The organism is Cellulomonas hominis (assembly GCF_014201095.1).
Lineage (GTDB): Bacteria > Actinomycetota > Actinomycetes > Actinomycetales > Cellulomonadaceae > Cellulomonas > Cellulomonas hominis.
Window position 1 is genome coordinate 1054064 of record NZ_JACHDN010000001.1, and the last position, 26524, is coordinate 1080587.

Here is a 26524-nt window from a genome sequence, read left to right on the forward strand (position 1 = left end):
CGGCGATCCCCTCAGCCGAGGGCCTCGGTGTCCGCGAGGTCGGCGCCGCCCTCGATCGCCTGCAGCCGGGTGGACGGCTGGTAGACCGTGGCGAGCAGGGCCCGGGCCTCGCGGAGCGCGGTCAGGTACACCAGCGAGACGTGCAGCGCGGAGTACGGGGACCGGATGCTCGGCGACGACTCCTCGGCGATCGCGTCCAGGTACGCGTCGAGCACGTCGCAGGCGGCGACCACCCGCGCGCTCGGCTGGGACCGGTGCAGTTCCGGGTCGAGGTCCGCGACCGGGACGTCCAGCAGCTCGGAGACGATGCGGACCAGCGCCTCGGTCGACGCCTCCAGCGGGTCCTGGGGCGCGAGGATCTCGGCGGCGCGGGTGCGGGCGAGCGCCATCAGCGGGATCTCGTCGTCGTGGTGACCGGCCGTGGCCAGCACCTCGAGGACCAGCATCGCGCGCAGCCGCTCCCGGCCCAGCAGCACGAGGGCCTGGTGCAGGTTGCGCACGGTGCGCCCGGCGCCGGACACGGAGTTGACGACGCGGAACACCTTGAGCGCGATCGCCGGGTCGGCGGCCGTCAGCCGGGCGAGCCGGCGGTACGAGACGCCGGGGTCCCCGAGCTGCACCAGCAGCCGGCCCGCGACCATCGCGTGGTGCGCGAGCGCCGGCCGGGTGAGCACCGTCGGCCGGCGGAAGTGGTAGCCCTGGAACAGGTCGAAGCCGGCGTCCTGCGCGGCGAGGAAGTCCTCCTCGTCCTCGACGTGCTCGGCGACCAGCGCGGCGGTCGGGGCCTCGCGGCGCAGCCGGGCCGCGAACGACGCGAGCCGGTCGCCGAGGTCGGACATGTCGACCTTGACGTAGTCGGCGTACGGCAGCAGGCGCCACCGGGCGTCGCCGGGCACGAAGTCGTCCAGCGCGATGCCGAAGCCGAGGGTGCGCAGCCGCTCGATGCCGGCCACCACCTCGTCGTCCGCGGGGACCTGCTCGAGCACCTCGAGCACGACGCGGTGCGGGTCCAGCGCCACCGGCAGCTCGTCGACGATGAACGACCGCGGCACGTTGACGAACAGGTCGCCGTTGCCCGCGAGGTCCTCGACGCCGAACTCCGTGAGCGTGGCGACGATGACCGTGGCCGTCGCCCGGTTGTCGTCGATGCCCGGGCGCACGCCGGACTCCTCGGCGTCGGCGCTGGCGCGGAACAGCAGCTCGTGCCCGATGGGACGGCTCAGGACGTCGTAGATGCCCTGCCGCGCGACGCACACCTCGTGCGTCGCTCCGGGCAGGTGCCCGGCGGTGATCGGGGCCATGCGGGTCCCTTCCGGTCGGCCGCCCTCGTCTCGGGCCGCGCTGTGGCGTGACACCAGGTTCATCGGCATCGTGACCGGGGACCTGAGGGCCGCGACGGATGGACCCCCTGATCAGCCCTGGGCGAGCCGGTCCAGCGCCAGCGCGGCGAGCACGGCGGGCCCGACCGCGAGGGCCTCGTCGGCGAACCGGGCCCCGGGCGCGTGGTTGTAGGCGGCGGTCGCGGGGTCGACCCCGGCGGGCGTGGCGCCCAGGCCGAGGTACGTGCCGGGCACCTCCTCCAGGACGTAGGAGAAGTCCTCCGCGCCGGGCAGCGGCTGGGGCGCCGGGTAGAAGGCCCGGTCCCCGAACAGCCCCCGGGGTGAGCCCCGCGAGCCGGTCGACCTCCTCCGGGGTGTTCACGGTGACCGGGTAGCCGCGCTGGTAGTCGACGGTCACGGTGAGGCCGTGCGCGGCGGCGATCCCCTCGCACACCCGCGCGAACCGCTCGGGGACCCGGCTGTGCGCCTCCTCGGAGAACGAGCGGACCGTCGCCTCGATCCGCGCCTCGCCGGGGATGACGTTGTCGGTGGTGCCCGCGTCGATGCGCCCCACGGTGACCACGACCGGGTCGAACGCGTCGAACTGCCGCGTCACCATCTGCTGCAGCGCGAGGACGATCTCGGCGGCCACCGGCACCGGGTCGAGCGCCAGGTGCGGCATCGAGCCGTGCCCGCCGCGCCCGTGCACCGTGACGTGCACCGTGTCGGCGGCGGCGAGCAGCGTCCCCGGCCGGCTGGTCACCAGGCCGGTCGGCAGGATCGCGGACATCACGTGCAGGCCGTAGGCGGCGACGACCCGCTCGCCGGCGGCGTCCAGCACGCCCTCCTCGATCATCAGGCGGGCGCCGTGGTCGCCCTCCTCGCCGGGCTGGAACATGAGCACGACCGACCCGGGCAGCTCCGCGCGGCGGGCGGCGAGCAGCCGGGCCGCGCCCACGAGGCCCGCCGTGTGCAGGTCGTGCCCGCACGCGTGCATGACGCCGGGGTTCTCGGACGCGAACGCCTCGCCGGAGTCCTCGGTCACGGGCAGCGCGTCCATGTCCCCGCGCAGCAGCACCGCGGGGCCCGGCCGCCCGCCGCGCAGCACGGCCACCACCGACGAGAGCCCCGCGCCCGTCGTGACCTCCAGGTCCAGCGGCGCGAGCGCGTCGAGCACGAGCCGCTGCGTGCGCGGCAGGTCGAGGCCGAGCTCCGGGGTGCGGTGCAGGGCGTGCCGCAGCGCGGCGATCTCCGGGAGCTGGGCGGCGGCCTCGGCGCGCAGCGCGGACAGGACGGCGGGCTCGAGCACGGATCAGACCTCCAGCGCGGCGGACGGCTCCGCCGCCGTGTCGACGGGGTACATCAGGCGCTCCGACACCAGCCACGACCCGACGGCGGAGACCGCGAGCCCGGCGGCGGCGTAGACGGGCACGAGGCGGAGCGCGTCCTGCGCGATCAACCACTCGGCCACGAACAGGAACGTACCCCCGAACAGGGCGATCGCGGCCCCGGCCGTGACGCCGAGACCGACCGCCCGGATCGGCACGGGGAACAGCCGGGCGCCGGCGACCGGGGTGACGCCGAACTGGAGCCCGACGCAGATCGTGAACAGCGGCGCGGCGACCACGTACGGCAGGGCGCCCGACGCCATCGCCAGCATCAGCGGCACCACCAGGACGGCCGCCGCGGTGAACCCGGTGCGGATCAGCGCCAGCGGCCCGAACCGGTCGGCCAGGAAGCCCGACGTGATCATCGCCAGCAGCAGGCAGACCAGGGCGACCGTGTGCTGCGACGTCGCCTGCGCCTCGGTGTACCGGCCCGTGTGGCCCGCGAACTCCGGCAGGTACACCGAGCCGAAGTAGACGCCCATCGTGGAGCCGATGGTCAGCATGAACGCGAGGGCCATCCGCCCGGCGTGCCGGCGCAGCAGCGGCCCGGGCGCCTGGGGCCCCTCGGCGCGCGAGCGCTCGAACACCTCGGACTCCGGCACACCGCGCCGGATCCACAGCGCGAGCAGCCCGCACAGCGCCGCGACGACGAACGCGATCCGCCACCCGCCGTCCCGGACCGCGTCGGCCCCGAGGACGCCCAGCAGCACCGCGAGCACCACCGTGGCGCCGAGGGTGCCGAGCGCGTCGCCGGAGTACGCGAACGCCCCGTACCGGTGCCGCCGGTCGGCGGGCGCCACCTCGACCACGTAGGTCGCGGCCGTGGCGACCTCGCCGCCCATGGCGATGCCCTGCAGCACCCGGGCGCCCACCACGACGACGGCCGCCCACCAGCCCGCGACCGCGTACGTCGGCGCCACGGCGATCAGGGCCGAGCCGACCGCGATCAGCGACACGGACACCAGCAGCCCGGTGCGCCGCCCGCGGGTGTAGGTGACCCGCCCCATGAGGTACGACCCGACCGGCCGCGCCACGAACCCGATCGCGAACACCGCGTACGCACCGAGCACCTTCGCCACCGGGTCGTCCCCGGGGAAGACCTGCCCGGCGAAGTACGGCGCGAGCAGCCCGTACATCGTCCAGTCCAGGGACTCGACGAAGATCCCCGCCGTGCTGGCGACCACCACGCGCGTCCGGCGCACACCCGCCACCGCTGCCTCCCGTTGCCGGCGCGTCGGGTCGGCGCGCGGTGGACCGCATCGTGCACCCGCCAGGTTTCCGGCCGGTGACCGACGCGCCGCGTGGGCGGCGATCCCTATCGCAGTATCATTAGTGATACTGTCTGGCGATGAAGGTCGACGACGTGGTCGCACGGATGGCGGCGAACCCGCGCAACGTGCGGTACGCCGACCTCGTGCGCGTGTGCGAGCACCACTTCGGTACACCGCGACGCAGCGGCGGCTCGCACGCGGTGTTCCGGACACCGTGGCCCGGTGACCCCCGGGTGAACATCCAGGACGACCACGGCAAGGCCAAGGCGTACCAGGTGCGCCAGGTCCTCGCCGCGATCGACAGGCTGACCGAGGGAGGGGCGACATGAGCACGGCGGAGCACTACACCTACCGGGTGCGCTGGTCCGGGGAGGACGAGGACTACCTCGCGACGGTGGCGGAGTTCGGGTCGCTGTCCTGGCTCGCGCCGACGCCCGCCGAGGCGCTGACCGGGGCCCTGGCGCTCGTGGCGGAGGTGCTGGAGGACATGGCCGAGTCGGGCGAGGCCCCGCCTGCACCGCTGGCGGAGCGGCGGTACTCCGGCAAGTTCGTGGTGCGCATCCCCCCGGAGGCGCACCGGCGCCTGGCGATCGAGGCGGCCGAGCAGCACGTCTCGCTCAACCGGCTCGCGTCCCAGCGTCTCGCCGGGGTCTGACCACCGCGCGCCCCGGCGTGCCGCCCGGCCGCCGTATCGTGGTGCGGATGGCCACGTTCAGCGAGCACCTGCGCGGCAGGTCCGACGACGATCTCGTGCGCCTGCTGCTGCGCCGGCCCGACCTGGCGCACCCGTCGCCGGCCACGCTCGCCTCGCTCGCCGCCCGCGCCACGAGCCGGCCGAGCCTGGACCGGGCGCTCGCCGCCGTGGACGCCGCGGTGCTGCAGGCCGTCGAGGCGGTCGTCGTGCTGCTGGACGGGGCCGACCCGGGTGCCGGGGTGCGGGCACGGGACGTCGTGGCCGCGGTGGGGGCGGACCGGTCCGCGGCGGCCGGCGTGCGGGCCGCCGTGCAGGACGCCACCGACCTCGCGCTGCTCCACCCGGTCGGCGGGCGCGCGACCGACCCGGTGCTGAGGCCGGCCCCCGGCGTCGCCGAGCTGCTCGGGCCGGGCGTCGCGGGGCTCGCCGCCGCGGGCGCGCACGACCCGGACGAGGCCGCCGCGCGGGAGGCGCTGGCCGCCGCGCCGGCCGCCGGCCGCGCCGTGCTCGACGCGCTGACGTGGGGGCCGCCGGTCGGCGTCCGCCCGGGCGCGGGCCCCGCCGCCGACGCGGTGACCGAGCTGCTGCGGCTCGGCCTGCTGCTGCGGGCCGACGACCGGCACGTGCTGCTGCCCCGCTCCGTCGCCCTCGTGCTGCGGGACGGCCGGACGCACCGCGCACCCGCGACTGCGCCTCCCTCCGCGGACCTGCCGCACCGGGACCCGGGCCTCGTCGAGGCCGAGCACGCCGCCGCGGCCGAGCGCGCCGCCCGGCTCGTCGCCGCGCTGGTGCGGCTCTGGGAGCAGGCGCCCCCGCCGGTGCTGCGCGCGGGCGGGCTCGGCGTCCGCGACCTGCGGCGCACGGCCCAGGTGCTGGAGGTCACCGACGCCGAGGCGGCGTTCGTCGTCGAGCTCGCCGGCGTCGGCGGCCTGGTGCGGGACGACGGCGAGGAGTCCCCGCGGTGGGTGCCGACCACGGCCGCCGACGAGTGGCTGGCCCTCGACCTGCCGGCGCGCTGGGCGCGGCTCGCCGCCGGGTGGGCGGCCACCACCCGGACGCCGTCGCTCGTCGGCACCCGGGACGACCGCGGCACCGTGCGCGCGGCGCTCGGGCCGGACGGTGGCCGCCCCTGGGCGCCCCGGCTGCGCCGCCAGGTGCTCGACGTGCTCGCGGACGCCGGGGAGGGCGCCGCTCCGGACGCCGGGCAGGTCCGGTCCGTCCTGGCCTGGCGCGCCCCGCGCGCGGTCCCGCCCCTGGACGCGGTCGAGGCGGTGCTGCGCGAGGCGGGCTGGCTCGGCGTGGTCGGTGCCGGCGCGCTGTCCGCCGCCGGGCGCGCGCTCGGCGACGACGACCCCCTGCCGGGCCTTGCCGCGGCGCTGGACGCCGCCCTGCCCCCCGCGGTGGACGACCTGCTGCTCCAGGCCGACCTCACCGGGATCGTCCCCGGGCGGCCGAGCGCTCGGCTGGAGGCCCTGCTGGACGCCGCCGCCCGGGTGGAGTCCCGCGGCGGCGCCCTGACCGTGCGGTTCACCCCGGAGTCCGTCCGGGCCGCGCTGGACGCCGGCACCACGGCGGACGACCTGCTCGCCGCCCTGGCGGGGCACGCTCGCGGCGGGGTGCCGCAGCCGCTCGAGTACCTGGTGCGCGACGCCGCCCGGCGCCACGGCCGGCTGCGCACCGGCGCCGCGTCGTCGTACGTCCGCACCGAGGACCCCGCGCTGCTCGCCGGGCTCGCCGAGGACCCCCGGCACGCGTCCCTGGGGCTGGTGCGGCTCGCGCCGACGGTGCTCGCCGCGCAGGCGCCGCTGCACGAGCTGCTCGCCGCGCTGCGCGCGCACGGGCTCGCCCCGGTCGCGGAGACGCCGGACGGCCAGGTGCTGCACGCCGCGCCGACCGTGCGCCGGGTCGCCGCGGCCCGGCAGCGCGCGGAGGAACCCGGGCGCGGGGCGGTCCCGCCGGCCGAGCGGGCCCGCACCCTGGTCGAGGTGCTGCGCCGGGCCGGCGCCGAGCGGGCCGCCGCACCGGCCGCGACCCCCGGGCGCTCGCCTGGCCGCGCGCCCGGCCGGCCCGCGGGAACAGCCGACCCCGCCGAGGCGTTGGGGCTGCTGCGCGAGGCGGCGGCCGGGCACACCGAGGTCTGGCTCGACCTGGTCGGCTCGCGCGGCGCCCTGGAGCGGCGGCGCGTGCGGCCCGTCCGGGTGGACGGCGGCCGCGTGCGCGTGGTGGACACCGCCCGGGACGCCGAGATCGTCGTCGCCGCGCACCGCGTGGCCGGGGTCGCGCCCGTGGACACGCCCGCACCCGATCACGCACCGAGGACGGAGACCGCATGACCGACGGACCGCTGATCGTCCAGAGCGACAAGACCCTCCTGCTCGAGGTCGACCACGACCGCGCCGAGGCCTGCCGCCGCGCCATCGCCCCGTTCGCGGAGCTCGAGCGCGCCCCCGAGCACGTGCACACCTACCGGCTGACCCCGCTCGGCCTGTGGAACGCCCGCGCCGCGGGGCACGACGCCGAGCAGGTCGTCGACGTCCTGCTCGAGTACTCCCGCTACCCGGTGCCGCACGCGCTGCTGGTCGACGTCGCCGAGACGATGTCCCGCTACGGGCGGCTGCAGCTCGTCGCCCACCCGGTGCACGGCCTGGTCCTGCACGCCCTCGACGCCGCCGTGCTGGCCGAAGTGCTGCGCTCGAAGCGGACCGCCGGCCTGGTCGGCGAGCGGATCGACGCGACCGACGTCGTCGTGCACCCCTCGGAGCGCGGCACGCTGAAGCAGGCGCTGCTCAAGCTCGGCTGGCCCGCCGAGGACCTCGCGGGCTACGTCGACGGCGAGGCGCACCCGATCGACCTCGACACCTCCGGCGAGTCCGACCCGTCCGCCGACGGCACGCCGCGACCGTGGCAGCTCCGGCCGTACCAGGCCGAGGCCGCGGACGGGTTCTGGCACGGCGGCTCCGGCGTCGTCGTGCTGCCGTGCGGCGCCGGCAAGACGCTGGTCGGGGCGGCCGCCATGGCGCGCTCGAAGACCACCACGCTGATCCTCGTCACCAACACCGTGTCCGCCCGGCAGTGGCGGGACGAGCTGGTCCGCCGCACCTCGCTGACCCCGGACGAGATCGGCGAGTACTCCGGCTCCCGCAAGGAGATCCGGCCGGTCACGATCGCGACCTACCAGGTGCTGACCCTGCGCCGGAAGGGCGTGTACCCGCACCTGGAGCTGCTGGACGCCCGCGACTGGGGCCTCATCGTCTACGACGAGGTGCACCTGCTCCCGGCGCCGATCTTCCGGATGACGGCCGACCTGCAGGCCCGCCGACGGCTCGGCCTCACGGCGACGCTCGTGCGCGAGGACGGCCGCGAGGACGAGGTGTTCAGCCTCATCGGCCCCAAGCGGTACGACGCCCCGTGGAAGGACATCGAGGCGCAGGGCTACATCGCGCCGGCGGACTGCGTCGAGGTGCGCCTGACGCTGCCCGACCGGGACCGGATGCTCTACGCGACCGCCGAGCCGGAGGACAAGTACCGCCTCGCCGCGAGCGCCCCGGGCAAGACCGACGTCGTCAAGCACCTGGTGGCGCAGCACGCCGGCGAGCCGCTGCTCGTCATCGGGCAGTACATCGACCAGCTCGAGGAGCTCGCGGCCGACATCGGCGCCCCGGTCATCACGGGAGCCACGACGGTCAACGAGCGGCAGCGGCTGTTCGACGCGTTCCGCGCCGGGGAGATCACCACGCTCGTCGTGTCCAAGGTGGCGAACTTCTCGATCGACCTGCCCGAGGCGTCCGTCGCGATCCAGGTCTCCGGGTCGTTCGGGTCCCGGCAGGAGGAGGCCCAGCGCCTCGGCCGCCTGCTGCGCCCCAAGGGCGACGGCCGCACCGCGCACTTCTACGCGGTGGTCGCCCGGGACACCGTCGACCAGGACTTCGCGGCGCACCGGCAGCGCTTCCTGGCCGAGCAGGGCTACGCGTACCGCATCGTCGACGCGGAGGACCTCGAGCAGCCGGCCTGACCCGGGAACCTCTCGGGCGCGCTTCTCGTTGCGACGGGTGCACGCCCTGAGAAAGGATCGTCGGGTGCCGTCGTCGTCCCGTGGCTGGTCAGCCGTCGTCCCGTTCCTGCCCGTGCTGCTCGCCGCGCCCCTGCTGGTGGGGGCCGCGCCCGCCGCACCGCCGCTGCCCGCGTCCGACCCTCTGACGCTCTCCGGGGAGATCACCGACCAGGCCGGGGTGCTGGGCGACGACGAGGCGACGGTGCAGGCCGCGCTGGACGAGCTCGCGGAGGCCACGCCGTACCAGCTCTACGTCGTGTACGTGGACACCTTCGGCAGCCAGTCCCCCGAGTCCTGGGTCCAGGCCACGGCCACGCAGACCGGCCTCGGCTCGCAGGACCTGCTGCTCGCGGTCGCCGTCGAGCAGCGGAACTTCCAGCTCGCCCCGGACTCGGTCGGCGAGGTGTCGAGCGCGGAGCTCGACAGGATCGCGAACGACGTCGAGGACCAGCTCCGCGGCGACGACTGGTCCGGCGCCGCCGTGACCGCCGCCGACGGCATCCGCGAGGCGGCGACCGGCGGCGGGGGCGGCTCCGCCCTCGGCTGGCTGTTCGTCGGCGGTCTCGTGGTCATCGCCGTCCTCACCGCGGTCGGGTGGGCGAACGCCCGCCGGCGCACCCGGCAGCCCGCGCGCGTGGGCGGGGGCTTCCCCGCGCCGTCCGCCGGCCCGGCGGACCCGTACGCCGAGCTCCCCACCGCCGAGCTGGACCGCCGGTCCGCCTCCGCGCTGGTCGGCATCGACGACGCGCTGCGCGCCTCGGAGCAGGAGCTCGGCTTCGCCCAGGCGCAGTTCGGCCCCGACGCGACCCGGGAGTTCGAGCAGGTGCTCGCCGGCGCCAAGGCGCAGGTCACCGAGGCGTTCCGGCTGCGGCAGACGCTCGACGACGACGTGCCCGACACCGAGCCGCAGGTCCGCGCGACCGCGACCCGCATCCTCGCCACGATCGACCAGGTCTCGGACGCCCTCGACGGGCAGAAGGACGCGTTCGACCGGCTGCGCGACGTCGAGTCCCGTGCGGGCGAGGCCCTGGACGCGCACGAACGCACCGCCGCCGCGCTGCGCGCCCGGGTCGAGGCGGCGCGGGCCACCCTCGGCACGCTCGCCGCGACGTACCCGGCGGCCTCGCTCGCCTCGGTGAGGGGCAACCCGGACCAGGCCGTGCGGCTGCTGGACGAGGTGGACTCCGCGATCGCGCAGGGCCGGCAGGCCGTGTCCGGCGGCGACCGCGGCGTGGCCGTCCGGTACGCGCGCGCCGCCGAGGAGGCGCTCGGCCAGGTCACCACGCTCCTCGACGCCGTGGACCGCGCGGGCACCGACCTCGCCACCATCGGCGCGCGGCTGGACGCGGCGATCGCGTCGATCAGCTCCGACCTCGACGACGCCGCCCGGCTCGCGCCCCGGCACCCCGAGGTCGCCGCCCGGGCCGAGGGCGCCCGCACCGCGATCGCCACGGCGCGGACCGCCCGCGACGGCCAGGGCGACCCGCTCGCGGCGCTCGCGACCATCACCGACGCGGAGGCGGCGATCGACCAGGCGCTCGCCCCGATGCGCGAGGCGCAGGACCGCGCCGCGCGCGCCCGGCAGCTCCTCGACCAGACGCTCGGCCGGGTCGACTCCGCCCTGCGCGGCACCACCGACTACGTCGAGACCCGCCGCGGCGCCGTGGGCCCCGAGGCCCGCACCCGGCTCGCGGAGGCGCACCGGCTGTTCCGCGCGGCGGTCGACCAGCGCGAGACCGACCCCGAGCAGGGCCTGACCACCGCGCAGCAGGCCGAGCGGCTGGTCCGCGAGGCGCAGTCGCTCGCGCAGCGCGACGTCGACTGGTACGACGACCAGCGGCGCGGCGGCCCGCGCGGCGGCGGTGGCGGCGGGCTGGGCGACATCGGCGGGATGGTGCTCGGCGGCATCATCATCGACTCGATCCTGCGCGGCGGTGGCGGCGGCTGGGGCGGCGGCGGCGCGCACGGCGGAGGCGGCGGCTGGGGCGGGGGCGGCCACGGCGGCGGCTTCGGCGGTGGCGGCGGCTTCGGCGGCGGTGGCCGCGGCGGCGGGTTCTGATCATGTTCGGCAGAGGCAAGAGACGAGAGAGGCACGCGATGACCGAGAAGCAGAGCATCTTCGGGCGCATCACCCAGCTGGCGCGGGCGAACATCAACGCCCTGATCGACCAGGCCGAGGACCCGCAGAAGATGCTGGACCAGCTGGTGCGCGACTACACGAACTCGATCGCGGAGGCGGAGAAGGCGATCGCCCAGACGATCGGCAACCTGCGCCTGGCCGAGCAGGACTACAACGAGGACGTCGCCGCGGCCCGCGAGTGGGGCTCCAAGGCCCTCGCCGCGTCGGCGCGCGCCGACCAGTACCGGTCCGCCGGCGACGCCGCGAACGCCGACAAGTTCGACAACCTGGCGAAGGTCGCGCTCGGCAAGCAGATCACCGCCGAGACCGAGGTCCGCGAGGCGGAGCCGCTGATCGCCTCGCAGCGCGAGACCGTCGAGAAGCTCAAGGCCGGCCTGGCCCAGATGAAGGACAAGCTCGGCCAGCTCAAGCAGCGCCGCGACACCCTCGTCGCCCGGCAGAAGTCCGCGCAGGCGCAGCAGACCGTGCAGACCGCGATCTCCTCGATCAACGTGCTCGACCCGACCAGCGAGCTCGCCCGCTTCGAGGAGAAGGTGCGCCGCGAGGAGGCGCTCGCGATGGGCCAGGCGGAGATCGCGGCGTCCTCGCTCGACTCCCAGTTCGCGGAGCTCGAGGCGTCCGGCGAGCAGCTCGAGATCGAGGCCCGGCTCGCCGCGCTCAAGTCCGGCGGCCAGCCGCACCAGCTCGGCAGCACCCCGGTCACGCCGCAGATCGAGGCCTGAGCACGGCCGACGGCCCGGTCGCCCCGCGGGGTGACCGGGCCGTCGCGCGTCCGGGGCCGGTCGTGCACGCCGAGTGGAAGGTCTGGGCGGACACACCGTCGGCGTGTCCGTCCGAACCTCCCACCAGGCGGCACCAGGTGGCGGGCGGCGTCAGGCGGCCGCGCGGGACCCCGCGGCCTCGTGCACCAGCTCGACGAAGGTCCCGGCGATCCGGGCGCCGTCGGCGGCCACCCGCTCGTCCGCGGCGGCCACGGCGGCGTCGATCTGCGCGACGTCCTCGCCGGACAGCTCGGCCCACGCGTGCATCGTCGCCGGGGACGCCTCGGGGTGGAACTGCAGGCCCCAGGCCCGCTCCCCGACCCGGAACGCCTGGTACGGGTACGTCCGGGACGCCGCCAGCCAGGTCGCGCCGCGCGGCAGGTCCACGATCGCGTCGGCGTGCATCGTCGGCATCGGGGTGCTGCGGCCCTCGGCGGCCAGCGCGCCGAGCAGCGGGTCGCCCGCGGCCTCGGGACGCCAGCGCAGCTCGACGATCCCGGCCTCCCGCCCGGGGGGCGCCGCGACGTGCACCCGGCCGCCGGCCGCGACGGCCAGCAGCTGCGCGCCGAGGCAGATGCCGAGCGTGGGGACGCCGGCGACGACCGCGTCGGCGAGCAGCGCGCGCGTGGCGGCGACGCCGGGCTCCTGCTCGTCGTGCGCGGACATCTGGCCGCCGAGCACGAGCAGGCCGTCGAGGTCGGCCGCGGGACCGGGGTCCTCGCCCGCGAACGCCCGCACGGTCCGGACCTGCACACCCGCGAGGGCGGCGGTGAACCGGTCGAGCGGCGCGGTCTCGTCGAGCTGGACGACGGTGAGGACAGGCGCGGGGAGGAAGTCGGCACTCACGAGGCAGCACGGTACCGTGGGCCCGCCGCGACCAGCGCACTCCCAGGAATCCTCCAGGGACCTGGCGCACACTGGACCCGTGACCGCCGCACCGCACACCCCCGAGGCCCGGCTCCTCGTCGTGGACGACGAGCCGAACATCCGCGAGCTGCTCGCGACGTCGCTGCGCTTCGCCGGCTTCGAGGTGCACGCCGCCGCGGACGGGGGCGCCGCCCTCCGCCTGGCGAAGCAGGTGCAGCCCGACCTTCTCGTGCTCGACGTCATGCTCCCGGACATGGACGGGTTCACGGTGACCCGCCGGCTGCGGGACAAGGGCCAGCACGTCCCGGTCCTGTTCCTCACCGCCCGCGACGACACCGCGGACAAGATCACCGGCCTCACCGTCGGCGGCGACGACTACGTCACCAAGCCGTTCAGCCTGGAGGAGGTCGTCGCCCGGATCCGCGCGATCCTGCGGCGCACCCAGGTCGGCGAGGTCGCCTCCGCCAGCGTGCTGAGCTACGAGGACCTCGAGCTCGACGAGGACAGCCACGAGGTCCGCCGCGCCGGGCAGGTCGTCGACCTGTCCCCCACCGAGTTCAAGCTGCTCCGGTACCTCCTGCTCAACCCGGGCCGCGTGCTGTCGAAGGCGCAGATCCTCGACCACGTGTGGCAGTACGACTGGGGCGGCGACGCCAACATCGTCGAGTCCTACATCTCCTACCTGCGCCGCAAGGTCGACCAGGTGGAGCGCCCCGACGGGACCCGCGTCGCCCCGCTCATCCAGACCAAGCGCGGCGTCGGCTACATGCTGCGCAAGCCGAGCGGGACGTGAGCGCGCCCACCGTGCAGGACGTGCCGGTCGACGCCGTCCCGGAGCCGCCCGACGAGCGCCGCCGCGCGGGCGTCCTGGAGCCGCTGCGCTCGCTGTGGGCCCGGACGCCGCTGCTCGCCCGGCTCGTGGGCATCACGACGGTGCTGCTCGCCACCGGGCTGGCGATCGCCGGGGCGTCGACCACGACGCTGCTGTCGTCGTTCCTCATGGGGCAGTTCGACAAGAAGGTGGCGGCGAACAACCGGACGTACGCGGAGCAGGTCCGGGACACGTACAACGAGTACGGCAGCCTCGACCCGCTCAGGGCGCTCCTGTGGGGCTCGGGCGACTTCGCCCTGCGCGCCGAGCTCTACGGCGAGCGCGTCGCGCAGAGCCCGAACTCCGACACCACCCACGAGTTCGGCGCGCCCGACCTGCCCACCGTGAACACCGACACCCTCACGCGCGCGACGTGGTTCACGGTCCCCAGCGACACCCCCGGCTCCGCGTGGCGGGGGATCATCACCCCGATCACGGCCGGCGAGCGCGTCGTCGGCTACCTCCTCTACGCGGAGCCCCTCGGCGACGTGCAGAGCATCGTCCGCCGCGCGGCGGTCGTCCTGTGGACCAGCGCCCTGGCGATCCTCGTCATCGGCGCCATCGTCGCGACCTGGGCCGTCAAGCGGTCCCTGCGCGGCCTGCGGGAGATCGAGTCCACCGCCGCCCAGATCGCCGCCGGCGACCTGTCCCAGCGCGTCCCGCCCGCCCCGGAGACCACCGAGGTCGGCCGGCTCGGCGCGGCGCTCAACTCCATGCTCGGCCAGATCGAGGCCGCGTTCGACGACCGCACCCGGTCCGAGGAGCGCATGCGCCGGTTCGTCGCCGACGCCTCGCACGAGCTGCGCACCCCGCTCGCCGCCATCCGCGGCTACGGCGAGCTGTACCGGATGGGCGCGCTCACCGAGAAGGAGCGGGTGGACGACACCATGCGCCGGATCGAGCAGTCCGCGACCCGGATGGGCGGCCTGGTCGAGGACCTGCTGGCGCTGGCCCGGCTGGACGCGAACCGCCCGGGCCGCACCGACCCGGTCGACCTCGCGGTGCTCGCCACCGACGCCGCCCACGACCTGCGGGCGCTCGACCCCGGCCGCGACGTCCGGGTCGGTCCCCTCGACGGCGGCACCGGCGGCCCGACGGTCGTGCGCGGCGACGAGGCCCGGCTGCGGCAGGTGCTCGCCAACCTCATCGGCAACGTCGCCCGGCACACGCCCGCCGGGACGCCCGCGGAGCTGGCGGTGGGCCGCACCGGCGACCGCGTGGTGGTCGAGGTCCGGGACCACGGCCCCGGCATCGCCCCGGAGCACGCCCGCCGGGTGTTCGAGCGGTTCTACCGGGTCGACGCGTCCCGCACGCGCGAGGGCAACGGCACCGGCGGCGGCGCGGGCCTCGGCATGGCGATCGTCGCGGCGATCGTCGAGGCGCACCACGGCGAGGTCGCCATCGCGCAGACCCCGGGCGGCGGCGCGACCGTCCGGGTGGCCCTCCCGGCCGACGATCCCGCGGCAGCCGCACCGGAGGATCACCCGCCCGCGTGACGGACGGCGGCCGCGCGGCTGTCCGGGGCTGGGGCTACGATGGCGCGTCCGAGCAGGGTCGTCTGTCGCAGTGAGGCTGTTCCATGGGCGTCTACGACGCGCCACAGTGGTTGTTGTCCGCGTTCGTCCGGAGCGTGCAGGGGGCCGGTGCCACCGCACCGGTGGAGCGCATCAAGGAGGTCGGGGCCGAGCTCGTCGAGCGGTGGACCGGACCGGGTCGCACCTACCACAACCTCCGGCACCTGACCGACGTGCTGGCCCGGGTGGACGAGCTCGCCGAGGAGACCCACGAGCCCGACCTGGTCCGGCTGGCCGCCTGGTACCACGGGGCGGTGTTCGACGCGGCGCACCCGGCGGCGTACGCGAACCGCGGCGGCGAGGACGAGGTCGCGTCGGCCCGGCTCGCCCGCGACGAGCTCACGGACCTCGGGGTCCCCGCCGAGCGCGTGGACCGGGTGCACCGGCTCGTCATCGCGCTGGTCCGGCACACCGCCGACCCGTCCGACTTCGACTGCGCCGTCCTGTGCGACGCCGACCTCGCGATGCTGGCCGCCGAGCCGCAGCGCTACAAGGCGTACCTGCACGACGTCCGGGAGGAGTACGCCGACATCCCGATGCCGGACTACATCCGCGCCCGCCAGCGCATCGTGCGGAAGCTGCTGAACCGGCCGAGCCTGTTCGTCAGCCCGCTCGGTGCCGCGTGGGAGGAGCCCGCCCGGCAGAACCTCGGGGCGGAGCTGCACAAGCTGGACAAGGTCCTGGCCGAGCTGGACGCGACCCCGGAGGCGTCCGGCCCCGCCGACGGCGCCCCCGCCGAGCCGCTGCCCCGCGGCGCCGGGGCGTGACGGTCCTCGTCGACCCGCCGCTCTGGCCGCGGCACGGCCGGTCCTGGTCGCACCTCGTGAGCGACACGTCGCTGGCCGAGCTGCACGAGTTCGCCGCGCGGGCCGGCCTGCCGCGCCGGGCGTTCGACCTGGACCACTACGACGTGCCCGACGAGCGGCACGCGGACCTCGTCGCGCTCGGCGCCGAGCCGGTCTCCGCGGGCGAGCTCATCCGCCGCCTGCGCGCCTCGGGCCTCCGCGTCCCGGCCCGGGACCGCCCCGCGCGCTGACGCCCCCCCGGGCTCCTGCGCCGAGACTGCAGCAGATGCTGGCTGGGCCACCCTGAAGCCAGCATGTTCTGCAACCTCGGCGCAGCCGACCGGGGAGACGACGACGGGCCGGTCACCCCCGAGGGGGTGACCGGCCCGTCGTGCGTGCGGTGCGTCAGGACCGGATCAGAAGTCCATGCCGCCCATGCCGCCGTCGGCCGGACCGGCCGGAGCGGCCTTCTCCGGCTTGTCGGCGACGACCGCCTCGGTGGTGAGGAACAGCGCCGCGATGGACGACGCGTTCTGCAGCGCGGAGCGCGTGACCTTGACCGGGTCGTTGACGCCCGCGGCCAGCAGGTCCTCGTACACGCCGGTCGCGGCGTTCAGGCCCTGGCCGGCGGGGAGGTTGCGCACCTTCTCCGCCACGACGCCGCCCTCGAGGCCCGCGTTCACCGCGATCTGCTTGAGCGGCGCGTCGATCGCGACCTTGACGATGTTCGCCCCGGTCGCCTCGTCGCCCTCGAGCTCGAGCTTCTCGAACGCCACGGCACCGGCCTGGATGAGGGCCACGCCACCACCGGCGACGATGCCCTCCTCGACGGCCGCCTTCGCGTTGCGCACGGCGTCCTCGATGCGGTGCTTGCGCTCCTTGAGCTCGACCTCGGTCGCCGCGCCGGCCTTGATGACGGCCACGCCGCCGGCCAGCTTGGCGAGGCGCTCCTGGAGCTTCTCGCGGTCGTAGTCCGAGTCCGAGTTCTCGATCTCGGCGCGGATCTGGTTCACGCGGCCGGCGATCTGGTCGGCCTGGCCGGCACCCTCGACGATCGTGGTCTCGTCCTTGGTGACGACGACCTTGCGCGCCTGGCCGAGGACCTCGAGGCCCACGGTGTCCAGCTTGAGGCCGACGGTCTCGGAGACGACCTGGCCGCCGGTGAGGATGGCCATGTCCTGCAGCATCGCCTTGCGGCGGTCGCCGAAGCCCGGGGCCTTGACGGCGACGGACTTGAAGGTGCCGCGGATCTTGTTGACGACGAGCGTGGCCAGGGCCTCGCCCTCGACGTCCTCGGCGACGATGAACAGCGGCTTGCCGGACTGGATGACCTTCTCCAGCAGCGGCAGCAGGTCCTTGACGTTCGAGATCTTCGACTCGACGAGCAGCACGTAGGCGTCCTCGAGGACGGCCTCCTGGCGCTCCGGGTCGGTCACGAAGTACGCCGACAGGAAGCCCTTGTCGAAGCGCATGCCCTCCGTGAGCTCGAGCTCCAGGCCGAGGGCGTTGGACTCCTCGACCGTGATGACGCCCTCCTTGCCGACCTTGTCGAGGGCCTCGGCGATGAGCTCGCCGATCGCGGTGTCGCCGGCGGAGATGGACGCGGTGGCGGCGATCTCCTCCTTGGTCTCGATCTCCTTCGCCTGCTCCAGCAGGGCGGAGGTGACGGCCTCGACGGCCTGCTCGATGCCGCGCTTGAGGGCGATCGGGTTGGCGCCGGCGGCGACGTTGCGCAGGCCCTCGCGCACGAGCGCCTGGGCGAGCACGGTGGCGGTGGTGGTGCCGTCGCCCGCGACGTCGTCCGTCTTCTTGGCGACCTCCTTGACGAGCTCCGCACCGATCTTCTCGTACGGGTCCTCGAGCTCGATCTCCTTGGCGATGGAGACACCGTCGTTGGTGATGGTGGGGGCGCCCCACTTCTTGTCCAGCACGACGTTGCGGCCCTTGGGGCCGAGGGTGACCTTGACGGTGTCGGCGAGGGTGTTCAGACCCCGCTCGATGCCGCGACGGGCCTCCTCGTTGAAGGCAATGATCTTGGCCATGGGGCTATCGATCCTTCACTGTGGCTCGTGGTTCGGCCGGTCGGTGCCCGCGACGGACGGCCGCGCCGCGCCGACGGTCATGTCCCGTCGCCGCGGCGGACCTCACCGGGTCGGCCTGGGTTGTCATTCTGTCACTCTCGACCCGAGAGTGCTAACCCCATGGTTAGCACTCGACCCCCGCGAGTGCAAGGCGCTCCGCTCCCGGCGGACACCGCGGGGACGTCCGCGCCGCCCGGCCGTATAGCCTGCCCGGCATGCCCGCGCACCGCCGCACCGCCACCGCCGCCGTCGTGCTCGGCGCGCTGGGTGCCGGCCTGGTGGCGTGGGGCGCGTCCGGCCCCCGGGACGCGTTCATCCCCCTGTACTCGGAGGGCGTCGCGGTCTCCCCCGACGGCTCCGCGGCGGGCGTCCCCGTCGGCAGCGACGTGCGCCTGCACGCCGGCACCCGCGTGCAGGACGACCCGTCGACCACGACGGACGACGCCCTCGCCGACGAGCAGCGCGCCTGGCTCGCGGCCGGCGACGTCCCGGGCGCCGACGGGCCCTACGCGGACATGGTCACGGACGCGCTGCTGGACCTGCACACGCTGCTGCTGGACGACGGCGCGGCGGTGGCCGGCTGGTCGGGGCGCTGGCGGTACGTCTGGCCGCGGGACGCGTCCTTCGTCGCCGTGGCCCTCGCCCGCACGGGCCACGGCGACGACGCCCGGGACGTCCTCGGCTTCCTGGCGGACGTGCAGGGCCCCGACGGGTCGTTCGAGGCGCGCTACCTGCCCGACGGCTCCGGGGTGCCCGACGACCGGGCCCCGCAGACCGACGGCACCGGCTGGGTGCTCTGGGCGGCGGCCGAGGTGGTCGCGGCCGCGGCGCCCGCCGACCGCCCGGCCGTCGCCGAGGAGCTGCGCCCGCTGGTCGAGCGCGCCGCGGCGCGCGCGGTGGACCTCACGGCCGGCGACGGGCTGCCCCCGGCGTCGCCCGACTACTGGGAGGTCGCCGAGGACGAGCTGACGCTCGGCACGGTCGCCCCGCTGCTGGCCGGCCTCGAGGCGGCGCCCGGCCTGCTGGACCTGCTCGGCGACGCGGACGCAGCCGAGGACGCCCGCCGGGCGGCGGCGCGCACCCGCGCGGCGGTGGAGCGGGAGTTCGGGGACGGCACCGCGTACGGGCGCTACGCGGACGGCAGCGTCGCGGACGCGGCGAGCGCGTTCGTGCTGCCGCCGTTCCAGCCGGAGCCGCTCGCGGGCGCGCTCGACGCCTGGGCGGCGTCCGCGACGGCGATGGCGCGGCCGGCCGGCGGGCTGGCCCCGGGCGCCGGCTGGAAGCAGGACGGCATCTCCTGGACGCCGCAGACCTCGCTGTACGCGCTCGTGGCGGCCGAGAACGGCCGGGCGGACGAGGCGCGCGCCCGGCTGGACTGGCTCGACGCCCACCGGACGGCGCTCGGGGCGCTGCCCGAGAAGGTGCTCGCGGACGGCTCGCCCGCGGCTGTGGCGCCGCTGGCCTGGACGGCGGCGTGCGTGGTGCTCGCCGTCGGCGCGCTGGACGGCTGAGTCCCCGCGCGCCGACGGCAGGGGGTCAGAGCGGGCGGACCTGCTCCGCCTGCGGGCCCTTGGTGCCCTGGCCGACCTCGAACTCCACGGACTGCCCCTCCTCGAGGCTCCGGTAGCCGTTCGTCTGGATGGCGCTGTAGTGGACGAACAGGTCCTGACCGCCGTCGGCCGGGGTGATGAACCCGTAGCCCTTCTCGGCGTTGAACCACTTGACGGTTCCCTGCGGCATGCGGTGCTCCTGAGGACGGCGTGATCGGTCGCCGTCGGTGCCCGTGGTCCCCCCGGCGGGCCGGCAGGCGGGCACCGCGACGCGCCAGAGCGTAGCCGGGGCCCCCGACCTGCGGAAGAGGTCAGCTCGCGAAGTCGCGCAGGAGGAGCACGACGACACCGTCGCCCGCGACGTCCGCCGACTCCACGACGTTCGTGATGCCGAGCGTCGTCCCCACCTGCTGCGCGGTGACCGCGAGCTCCGGGGTCGCGTAGAAGACGGTGGACGCGGTGCTGCCGCCCGCGGTGCCGTTGCCGGTCGTGACCGCGGTGAACCCGGCGTCCTCGAGCTGCTCCGCGGCGCCGGCCGCGAGGCCCGAGACGTTCGCGGCGTTGAGCACGCGGACGTCCGCGGCGAGGTCCGGGGTCGGCTCGGGGGTGTCCTCGGTGGCGGGGGCCTCGCCGTCGTCCGGTGCCGCGGGCGTCTCGCCCGGCGTCTCCTCGGGCGTCTCGGCGGCCTCGGAGGTCGCCGGGGCGCTGGCGACCGGCTGCTCGCCGGACCCCTCGCCGGGCAGCGTGCCGCCGCGCGACGAGTACCAGAGCACCGCGCCGACGGTCACCACGGGGACCAGCACGAGGACCGCGACGAACGGCCACCACCTGCTCCACCACGTCCGGGGTGCGCGGTGCACGCCGATCGGTGCGTCCTGCGCCGGGTCGGCGTCGAACTCGTCCTCCGGGTAGCGGTAGCCCTTGCTCACGGCGGACAGGCTAACGGTTCGGACGGTGCCGCCCGGCCGCGGACGGCGCGTCGTCAGGCGTCGGCACCCAGGCGGCGCGCGGAGCGGGCGCGCTGGCGCGTGGAGCGCATGCGCCGCAGCCGCTTCACGAGCATCGGGTCGTGCGCGAGCGCGGCCGGCGAGTCGATGAGCGCGTTGAGCACCTGGTAGTACCGGGTGGCGGACATGTCGAACAGCTCGCGGATCGCCTGCTCCTTGGCGCCGGCGTACTTCCACCACTGCCGCTCGAAGCCGAGGACCTGCCGGTCGCGTTCGGAGAGCGCCTCGTCGGTGCCCTCGGGGGCCTCGACGGCCACGAGCGCGGGCCGGGCCGTGCCGTGGTCGACCGCCGTCGCGTCCATCCGTGCGCCCCTCCCGTCCGGTGCCGAGTCCGCCGCCCATGGTACGGCCGGAATGACACGGCTGTCATTCCCCGCCCGACGGCGCCCGACGGCGCTCTACGGCGCCGGGCGGCCCTCGGCTACCCTCGGTGCCCGTGACCGCCGCACCCCTGTCCGACCTGGTCGCCGCCGACTGGGCCGCCGCGCTCGCCCCGGTCGAGCCCCAGGTGCACGCCGCCGGGGAGTTCCTCCGCGCCGAGGTGGCCGCCGGCCGCACGTACCTGCCCGCGGGCGAGCACGTGCTGCGCGCGTTCACCCGCCCGCTCGCCGACGTGCGCGTGCTGATCGTCGGCCAGGACCCGTACCCGACGCCCGGGCACGCGATGGGGCTGTCGTTCTCCGTGCAGCCGGACGTCCGCCCGGTGCCGCGGTCGCTGGCGAACATCTTCACCGAGCTGCAGTCCGACCTGGGGGTGCCCGCGCCGTCCACCGGCGACCTGTCCCCCTGGGCGGACCGCGGCGTCATGCTGTTGAACCGCGTCCTCACCGTCCGGCCGGGCGAGCCCGCGTCGCACCGCCGCAAGGGCTGGGAGGCGGTCACCGACCGGGCGATCGAGGCGCTGGTCGAGCGCGGCGGCCCGCTGGTCGCGGTGCTGTGGGGCCGGGAAGCGCAGTCGCTGCGGCCGGCGCTCGGGGACGTCCCCGCGGTCGAGAGCGTGCACCCGAGCCCGCTGTCCGCGAGCCGCGGCTTCTTCGGCTCCCGGCCGTTCTCGCGGGTCAACGCGCTGCTCGCGGAGCAGGGGGCCGAGCCGGTGGACTGGACGCTGCCCTGAGCGGCGCCGCGCCGCCGGCAACCGCCTGACACGCACCGCCGGGCGGGGGCAGACTGCCGGGGTGACGACGCACGAGGCCGCCGGGCGGGCGGCCACCCCGCAGCCCCCCGGACCCGGCGACCCCACGGGCGACGCGCCGCCGCGCTGGACCCGGTACGTGGCGGTCGGCGACTCGTTCACGGAGGGCCTGTGGGACGCGCCCGAGGGCGACGACGGCCCCGTGCGCGGGTGGGCCGACGTGCTCGCCGGGCTCCTGTCCGAGCGGCGGCGGACGGCCGGCCTGGAGCCGCTGCGGTACGCGAACCTGGCCGTGCGCGGCCGGGTGCTGCGCCCGATCGTGACCGAGCAGGTGCCCCGGGCGCTCGAGCTCGGGCCGGATCTGGTGAGCCTCGTGGGCGGCGGCAACGACATCCTGCGCCCCGCCACCGACGTCGACCGGCTGGGCCGGCTGCTGGAGCAGGCGGTCGTCCGCGTCCGGGCCACGGGCGCCGACGTGCTGCTCGCGACGGGCTTCGACTCCGCCGGGTCGCCCCTGGTGTCGGCCACGCGCGCCCGCGTCGGGGTGTACAACGCGCACATCTGGTCGATCGCCCGCCGGCACGGCGCCCACGTGCTCGACCTGTGGGGCATGCGGCACCTGCACGACTGGCGGATGTGGGCGCCGGACCGGATCCACCTCACCACCGAGGGGCACGCCCGGGTGGCGCAGGGGGCGCTGGCCGCGCTCGGCCTGACCCCCGACGACCCGCGCTGGGACGAGCCGCTCGCTCCGCAGCCCCGCGTGCCCCGCGCGGAGCAGGCGCGGCTCGACGCGCAGTGGTTGCGGCTGTACGCCTACCCCTGGGCGACCCGGCGGCTGCGGGGCCGGTCGTCGGGCGACACCCGCGTCCCGAAGCTCCCGGTGCTCACCGAGGTCTGAGCGTCAGCCGGCCGCGGGCTCGTCCGTGACCAGCGCGAGGGACACCCCGGACAGCTCCTCGACCGGGACCGCCCCGCCGTCGAGCGCCACGACGGTGCTCGGCGTGGTCACCGGGGCGCGGCCCTCCGCGAGCGCCTCGTCCTGCGCCCCGTGCAGCGTCACCTCGACCTCGCGGCCGGCGCAGCCGTCGGGCACGCCGGACAGCGACGCCCGGGTCACCGCGTAGCCGCCGAGCGCGGCGTCGTAGCTCACGTCGTACCCGACGCTGATCGCGCTGACCACGCATGTGCCGGAGGGGGCGAGCTCGCCGCCGTCCCAGGTCAGGGCGCGGGCCATCGACACCGCGAGACCCGCGCACCCCAGCCACGCCAGGGTCACCCCCGCCGCACGGCGGGTGCGGACGTGCTCGTGCGCCATCGGCGCCCCCTCCATGGACCTGCCCGGTCGATCCGTCGACCTGAGAGGCCCATCGTCGGGCGGGTGGCGCGTCTGAGCATCCGGAGCGGGAGTCCACCCGTCCGGGGGACGGCGTCACGCCTTGCTGGCGCAGATGCTGAACGTCTGGGGGGCGCCGTCGCGCACGCCGTAGGTGGGCCAGCCCTTCGGGGTGACGCGCCAGGTGGTCCCGCGCACGTTGCTGAGGGCGAGGTCCGACCCGCGGTCCGTGCTCAGCGACCCCCAGCCGACCGTCAGGCCCTTCGCGGCGAAGTACGCGGCGAGCGGCGCGAGGTCCACGTCGGCGGTCCACCCGGCGAAGAACTCCGGCGTCCCGGTCACGGAGACGGTCGTGGGGAGGCAGGCGTAGCCCTCGTTGCCGGTGACGGCCCCGGAGGTCTGGCTGTACGCGAGCGCCGGGTCCACCAGGGGCGGCGGCAGGTTGTCGTGGCAGACGGTGACGGTGAACGACTGCCCGGCCGTGAGCGTGGTGCTGCGGGCCGTGCCGCCGACCGAGACCACGCCGTCGACGGGGTCCGGGTCGAGCACGCCCGCCCACCACGGGTCCACCCGGAACCCGGAGCCGGACGTGACCCCGTTGAACGGCCTCTGGTCGAGGTGCAGGTCGATCTGCCACCGCGTGCCCGCGGCACCGGACACCGGCACGGAGACGCAGGCGTGCGCACCGGCCACGTTGATCCGGGTCCAGGTCAGCGCGCCGAAGTCCGTGCCCGCCCCGGGAGTCACCGGGCCGGCCGCGGCACCGGACGGCGCGGTCCACGTCACGGGCAGCCCCCAGGTCCCCACCGTCAGCGCGACGCCCGCGGCGCGGGACGTGGCGTACGCCGGGACGGTGACCGTGGTGCTGTCGGCGGACGCGAGCGTCACGGTGGTGTCGGTGGTCGCCAGCGGGGTGCCGTCGGACGCGTACAGGCGCAGGGTCGCCGGGAGCCCGCGGCACGGGACGGGCACGCCGGAGAGCACGACGCTCGTGATCGTGCCGCTCCTGCCGCCGGTGCCGGCGGCCACGGCGGCGGTGCTGCACGGCGTCGCGCTCGCGGTGGTGATGTTCCCGGCGGTGACGCCGAGTCGCGCGGCGCTGGCCGGGGAGAGCAGCAGGACCACGAGCACGGCGACGGCCCCCGCGACGACGGCCGCGAGGCGGCGCGCCGTCATGCCGCGACCGCCGGCTCCGGGGCCGGCGTCCCGCGGTCGTCCTCCGTCGGGTCCTCGGGGCGGCTCGGCCACAGCAGCACGCCGACCGCGGCGACGACCAGCGACAGCCAGGCCCACGGGTCGAGCAGCAGCATCGCCACCCGGCCGACGCCGGGCACGTGCAGCCGCGCGATGCCGAGGACGTCGTCGCCGTGGATGCGCCACGGGTCGAGGAAGTCGTTGTTGTCGCCCTGGATGGTCAGCCCGTCGCGCTCGTCGCCGGCGACGACGCGGTGGATGATCCGGCCCTCGTCGAACCCCGGCGGGACGTAGACGACGACGTCCCCGACCTCGGGGGTGCCGCAGCGGGAGACCACGAGGTCGCCGGTGTGGTACGTCGGCTCCATCGAGTGGCCCGAGACGATGGTGAGGGTCGTGCAGCCCCCGAGCGTGCTGGGCCAGCCGAACCAGACCAGCACGCCGACGATGCCGGCGGTCAGCACCCAGCCGAGGGCCGAGCGGAGGCGCGCGGGCGCGCCGGAGGTCCGGTGCGGGGCATCGGGGATGCCCGCACCGGACCCGTCGGTGCGCCGCGCGCGGATCTCAGGCTCCGGTGGCGCCCGTGATGACGACGGCGGCACCGAGGACGGCGGACGCCTTGATCGCGGTCGTGCCGCCGGTGCGCGTCACGGTGACGTCGCGGTCGCCGGTGCCGGTGGTCGGCACGGCGGCGGTGTAGCTGCCGAGGGCGGCACCGGTGCCGAGCTCGGGGTTCGCGTCGAGCAGGTCCACCGTGACGGCCTGGCCCGCGCAGCTCGCCGAGACACCCGTGAGCTTCACGGTGTCGACGACGTAGCCCTTGTTCGCGGCGGAGAAGCTGGTCCCGAAGGCGATCTTGACGCCGTCCGTGTCGCAGGACGCCACCACGGAGGTGCCGGCGCCGAGCGAGTTCGGGGTGACGTTCAGCTGCGCGGCGGACGCGAGGCCCAGGCCGGCGATGCCGAGCGCGGCGACGGTGATGGCGACGACCTTGCGGCGGGTGGTGGGTCGACGGGTGGCGGACATGGGGCACTCCTCGCGGACGGCGGCTCGGGGGACCGGCGCGCCCGCGGAGCCGGTGGGACGGGAACGCGCCTTCCGCGAGGTCCGGAGGGGGGCTCCGGCGGTCGCGGCTGCCGCACCGTAGGTCCCGGCGGGCGGCGCCAGGACCACCCGGTTGGGTGCCAGCACCCACCCGGGTGCACGTCAATTGCGAAGTTGCACCTGATACCCACGCAATTCAGACAAGTCGGGCGGGTGAAATCGGTCGCGCGGCTGGTCAGACCGCTGCAGCACGCAGGGATTCCACCGGAAGGTGGGCGACCACCTGGGTGCCGTCCCCCGGAACGGACGTCACCCGGAGGTCTCCTCCCACGAGACGGAGCCGGTCCTCCAGCCGGGCGGTGCCGGAGGACGCGCCGGCGTCCGCGCCGAAGCCCACGCCGTCGTCCGCGACCTGCACCTCCAGCCCGCTGCCGACCACCGAGACCCGGACGTCGACGACCTCCGCCTCGCCGTGCCGCAGCGCGTTGGTCACCGCCTCCTCCACCACCCGCACGGCGAGCAGCCGCTCCGCGCGGGTGAGCTGCGGGTCCGCCGGGTCGTCCAGCGCCCGCACCTCGTCGCTGACGCCGAGCCGGGTGTTCACGGTCGTCGGGATCCGCCCGAGCAGCGCCCGGATGGCGGGCACCATGCCGACCTCGAGCTGGTCCGGGTAGAGCATCCGGGACGTCGCCCGCACGTCGGTCTCCCGCACCAGCTCGATCTGCTCGCGGACCTCCCGCAGCAGCGCCAGGTCCTCCTCGGTCGCCGTCCCCGACACCAGCCGGTCCAGCAGCCGGTCGAGCCGGGCGACGATCAGCACCAGGCGCTGCTGCATGCTGCCGTGCAGGCCCTCCGCCACCTCGCGCCGGACCCGGACCTCCTCGTACTGCAGGGCCTGGAGCGCGAGCTCGATCTGCAGCCGTCCCTGCGCCGCCGCCTGCACCTGCGCCCGCAGGCGCCGCTGGGAGAGCATCGCCGCGACCCCCATGGCCCCCGCGATCCACGCGACCACCGCGCCGCTGGTGAGCTCCGTGAGCACGACCGTCTCGGACGGGTGCCGGTAGACGCCGAGGGCGACCTGCGCGCCCACCCGCATCCCGGCGGCGACGACGCCCGCGCCCAGCACCGCGGACACCACGGCCGCCCGGCCGCGCTGGGGCCGCGGGACGCCCGTGGCCGCGAGGATCGTCAGCAGCGAGACGACCGCCACGAGGTTCGCGGCGATCCGCAGCCCCACCGGGACGAACCCGCCCTGGTTGCCGTACACCCACGTGGTCTGCGCCGCGGCCCCGACCGCGAACACGCTCAGCACCGTCCCGGCCGCCAGCAGCAGCATCCGCCGGTCCGCGCGGACCGCAGCGGGCCCGTCCGCCACCGCAGCCGGCATGTTCGTGTCCCCCATCCGTGGGTGCGATCGCGCGCCGACCCGCACGCCACGGGTCCCACCGACCATACTGTC

Annotated in this window: 26 protein-coding genes and 1 pseudogene; 13 read left to right on the top strand and 14 right to left on the bottom strand. The window is 75.9% G+C overall.

Annotated features, from left to right (window positions below; all coding sequences use genetic code 11):
• Positions 1 to 11: 11 nt before the first annotated feature.
• The 4 genes and pseudogenes from HNR08_RS04875 to HNR08_RS04885 form a co-directional block, all read right to left on the bottom strand.
• Positions 12 to 1301 carry an EAL and HDOD domain-containing protein gene (locus HNR08_RS04875; protein WP_183834813.1) on the bottom strand — a complete coding sequence of 430 codons (1290 nt, stop codon included), beginning with the start codon at positions 1299 to 1301 and terminating at the stop codon, positions 12 to 14.
• 111 nt (positions 1302 to 1412) lie between these two features.
• Positions 1413 to 1574, bottom strand: coding sequence for a hypothetical protein (locus HNR08_RS22600; RefSeq protein WP_307724264.1), 162 nt, complete (start codon positions 1572 to 1574; stop codon positions 1413 to 1415).
• A 151-nt stretch (positions 1575 to 1725) separates the two neighbouring features.
• A pseudogene (locus HNR08_RS04880) lies at positions 1726 to 2628 on the bottom strand (M20 metallopeptidase family protein); the annotation flags it as partial.
• Positions 2629 to 2631: 3 nt separating this feature from the next.
• Entirely contained in the window at positions 2632 to 3891 is a 1260-nt protein-coding gene (locus HNR08_RS04885) for an MFS transporter (protein ID WP_221286314.1), read from the bottom strand.
• A 164-nt stretch (positions 3892 to 4055) separates the two neighbouring features.
• On the opposite strand from HNR08_RS04885, the gene HNR08_RS04890 reads away from it, so the two are divergent.
• The 6 genes from HNR08_RS04890 (at position 4056) to HNR08_RS04915 (ending at position 11585) form a co-directional block, all read left to right on the top strand.
• A complete protein-coding gene (locus HNR08_RS04890; RefSeq protein WP_146839467.1) occupies positions 4056 to 4307 on the top strand; it encodes a toxin HicA in 252 nt (83 codons plus the stop codon).
• Positions 4304 to 4633: a type II toxin-antitoxin system HicB family antitoxin gene (locus tag HNR08_RS04895; RefSeq protein ID WP_146839465.1), complete on the top strand. Its 330-nt coding sequence runs from the start codon at positions 4304 to 4306 to the stop codon at positions 4631 to 4633. The genes HNR08_RS04890 and HNR08_RS04895 overlap by 4 nt, the downstream gene beginning before the upstream one ends.
• A 47-nt stretch (positions 4634 to 4680) precedes the next feature.
• Positions 4681 to 7005 carry a helicase-associated domain-containing protein gene (locus HNR08_RS04900; protein ID WP_146839463.1) on the top strand — a complete coding sequence of 775 codons (2325 nt, stop codon included), beginning with the start codon at positions 4681 to 4683 and terminating at the stop codon, positions 7003 to 7005.
• Positions 7002 to 8684 carry a DNA repair helicase XPB gene (locus HNR08_RS04905; RefSeq protein WP_146839461.1) on the top strand — a complete coding sequence of 561 codons (1683 nt, stop codon included), beginning with the start codon at positions 7002 to 7004 and terminating at the stop codon, positions 8682 to 8684. Before HNR08_RS04900 ends, HNR08_RS04905 begins: the two co-directional genes overlap by 4 nt.
• A 64-nt stretch (positions 8685 to 8748) precedes the next feature.
• Positions 8749 to 10782: a TPM domain-containing protein gene (locus tag HNR08_RS04910; RefSeq protein WP_183834817.1), complete on the top strand. Its 2034-nt coding sequence runs from the start codon at positions 8749 to 8751 to the stop codon at positions 10780 to 10782.
• A gap of 38 nt (positions 10783 to 10820) precedes the next feature.
• Positions 10821 to 11585 carry a PspA/IM30 family protein gene (locus HNR08_RS04915; protein ID WP_146839457.1) on the top strand — a complete coding sequence of 255 codons (765 nt, stop codon included), beginning with the start codon at positions 10821 to 10823 and terminating at the stop codon, positions 11583 to 11585.
• A gap of 150 nt (positions 11586 to 11735) precedes the next feature.
• Here the strand turns inward: HNR08_RS04915 and HNR08_RS22225 are convergent, their stop codons facing one another.
• On the bottom strand, positions 11736 to 12470 hold the full coding sequence (locus HNR08_RS22225; RefSeq protein ID WP_246803124.1) for a type 1 glutamine amidotransferase: 735 nt from the start codon (positions 12468 to 12470) through the stop codon (positions 11736 to 11738).
• Between the two features lie 79 nt (positions 12471 to 12549).
• Here HNR08_RS22225 and HNR08_RS04925 point away from each other — a divergent pair, with 79 nt between their 5' ends.
• The 4 genes from HNR08_RS04925 to HNR08_RS21520 all read left to right on the top strand — a co-directional run bounded on the left by HNR08_RS04925 (position 12550) and on the right by HNR08_RS21520 (position 15972).
• Positions 12550 to 13284 (top strand): response regulator transcription factor, encoded by a 735-nt coding sequence (locus tag HNR08_RS04925; protein ID WP_146839453.1) that lies wholly within the window; start codon positions 12550 to 12552, stop codon positions 13282 to 13284.
• Positions 13281 to 14858, top strand: a complete 1578-nt coding sequence (locus HNR08_RS04930) for a sensor histidine kinase (RefSeq protein ID WP_246803123.1) — start codon at positions 13281 to 13283, stop codon at positions 14856 to 14858. Before HNR08_RS04925 ends, HNR08_RS04930 begins: the two co-directional genes overlap by 4 nt.
• Before the next feature lie 83 nt (positions 14859 to 14941).
• Positions 14942 to 15703 (top strand): HD domain-containing protein, encoded by a 762-nt coding sequence (locus HNR08_RS21515; protein ID WP_146839452.1) that lies wholly within the window; start codon positions 14942 to 14944, stop codon positions 15701 to 15703.
• Positions 15700 to 15972: a DUF4031 domain-containing protein gene (locus tag HNR08_RS21520; protein ID WP_146839450.1), complete on the top strand. Its 273-nt coding sequence runs from the start codon at positions 15700 to 15702 to the stop codon at positions 15970 to 15972. The genes HNR08_RS21515 and HNR08_RS21520 overlap by 4 nt, the downstream gene beginning before the upstream one ends.
• Before the next feature lie 165 nt (positions 15973 to 16137).
• On the opposite strand, the gene groL is transcribed toward HNR08_RS21520, so the two are convergent.
• Positions 16138 to 17763, bottom strand: coding sequence for a chaperonin GroEL (groL, locus tag HNR08_RS04945; RefSeq protein WP_146839448.1), 1626 nt, complete (start codon positions 17761 to 17763; stop codon positions 16138 to 16140).
• Positions 17764 to 18017: 254 nt separating this feature from the next.
• Between groL and HNR08_RS04950 the strand changes: the two genes are divergently transcribed.
• Complete coding sequence (locus tag HNR08_RS04950) at positions 18018 to 19313, top strand: glycoside hydrolase family 15 (RefSeq protein ID WP_146839446.1); 1296 nt, start codon at positions 18018 to 18020, stop codon at positions 19311 to 19313.
• 25 nt (positions 19314 to 19338) lie between these two features.
• Here the strand turns inward: HNR08_RS04950 and HNR08_RS04955 are convergent, their stop codons facing one another.
• The 3 genes from HNR08_RS04955 to HNR08_RS04965 all read right to left on the bottom strand — a co-directional run bounded on the left by HNR08_RS04955 (position 19339) and on the right by HNR08_RS04965 (position 20661).
• Positions 19339 to 19542: a cold-shock protein gene (locus HNR08_RS04955; protein WP_146839444.1), complete on the bottom strand. Its 204-nt coding sequence runs from the start codon at positions 19540 to 19542 to the stop codon at positions 19339 to 19341.
• 121 nt (positions 19543 to 19663) lie between these two features.
• Positions 19664 to 20281, bottom strand: coding sequence for a LytR C-terminal domain-containing protein (locus HNR08_RS04960; protein WP_168430822.1), 618 nt, complete (start codon positions 20279 to 20281; stop codon positions 19664 to 19666).
• A gap of 53 nt (positions 20282 to 20334) precedes the next feature.
• Positions 20335 to 20661, bottom strand: coding sequence for a DUF3263 domain-containing protein (locus tag HNR08_RS04965; RefSeq protein WP_221286315.1), 327 nt, complete (start codon positions 20659 to 20661; stop codon positions 20335 to 20337).
• A 134-nt stretch (positions 20662 to 20795) separates the two neighbouring features.
• Between HNR08_RS04965 and HNR08_RS04970 the strand changes: the two genes are divergently transcribed.
• Both HNR08_RS04970 and HNR08_RS04975 read left to right on the top strand, forming a co-directional pair.
• On the top strand, positions 20796 to 21473 hold the full coding sequence (locus HNR08_RS04970; RefSeq protein WP_146839440.1) for a uracil-DNA glycosylase: 678 nt from the start codon (positions 20796 to 20798) through the stop codon (positions 21471 to 21473).
• 61 nt (positions 21474 to 21534) lie between these two features.
• Positions 21535 to 22392, top strand: coding sequence for an SGNH/GDSL hydrolase family protein (locus tag HNR08_RS04975; RefSeq protein WP_146839438.1), 858 nt, complete (start codon positions 21535 to 21537; stop codon positions 22390 to 22392).
• A 3-nt stretch (positions 22393 to 22395) separates the two neighbouring features.
• Here HNR08_RS04975 and HNR08_RS04980 read toward each other — a convergent pair whose 3' ends face one another.
• The 5 genes from HNR08_RS04980 to HNR08_RS05000 form a co-directional block, all read right to left on the bottom strand.
• Positions 22396 to 22809 (bottom strand): hypothetical protein, encoded by a 414-nt coding sequence (locus HNR08_RS04980; protein ID WP_146839436.1) that lies wholly within the window; start codon positions 22807 to 22809, stop codon positions 22396 to 22398.
• 114 nt (positions 22810 to 22923) lie between these two features.
• Positions 22924 to 24003: a hypothetical protein gene (locus HNR08_RS04985; RefSeq protein WP_146839434.1), complete on the bottom strand. Its 1080-nt coding sequence runs from the start codon at positions 24001 to 24003 to the stop codon at positions 22924 to 22926.
• Positions 24000 to 24485, bottom strand: coding sequence for a signal peptidase I (locus HNR08_RS04990; protein WP_183834819.1), 486 nt, complete (start codon positions 24483 to 24485; stop codon positions 24000 to 24002). Before HNR08_RS04990 ends, HNR08_RS04985 begins: the two co-directional genes overlap by 4 nt.
• Positions 24486 to 24585: 100 nt before the next feature.
• Entirely contained in the window at positions 24586 to 25047 is a 462-nt protein-coding gene (locus HNR08_RS04995; protein WP_146839430.1) for a hypothetical protein, read from the bottom strand.
• A gap of 253 nt (positions 25048 to 25300) precedes the next feature.
• Positions 25301 to 26452: a sensor histidine kinase gene (locus HNR08_RS05000; RefSeq protein WP_146839428.1), complete on the bottom strand. Its 1152-nt coding sequence runs from the start codon at positions 26450 to 26452 to the stop codon at positions 25301 to 25303.
• Between the last annotated feature and the right edge of the window lie 72 nt (positions 26453 to 26524).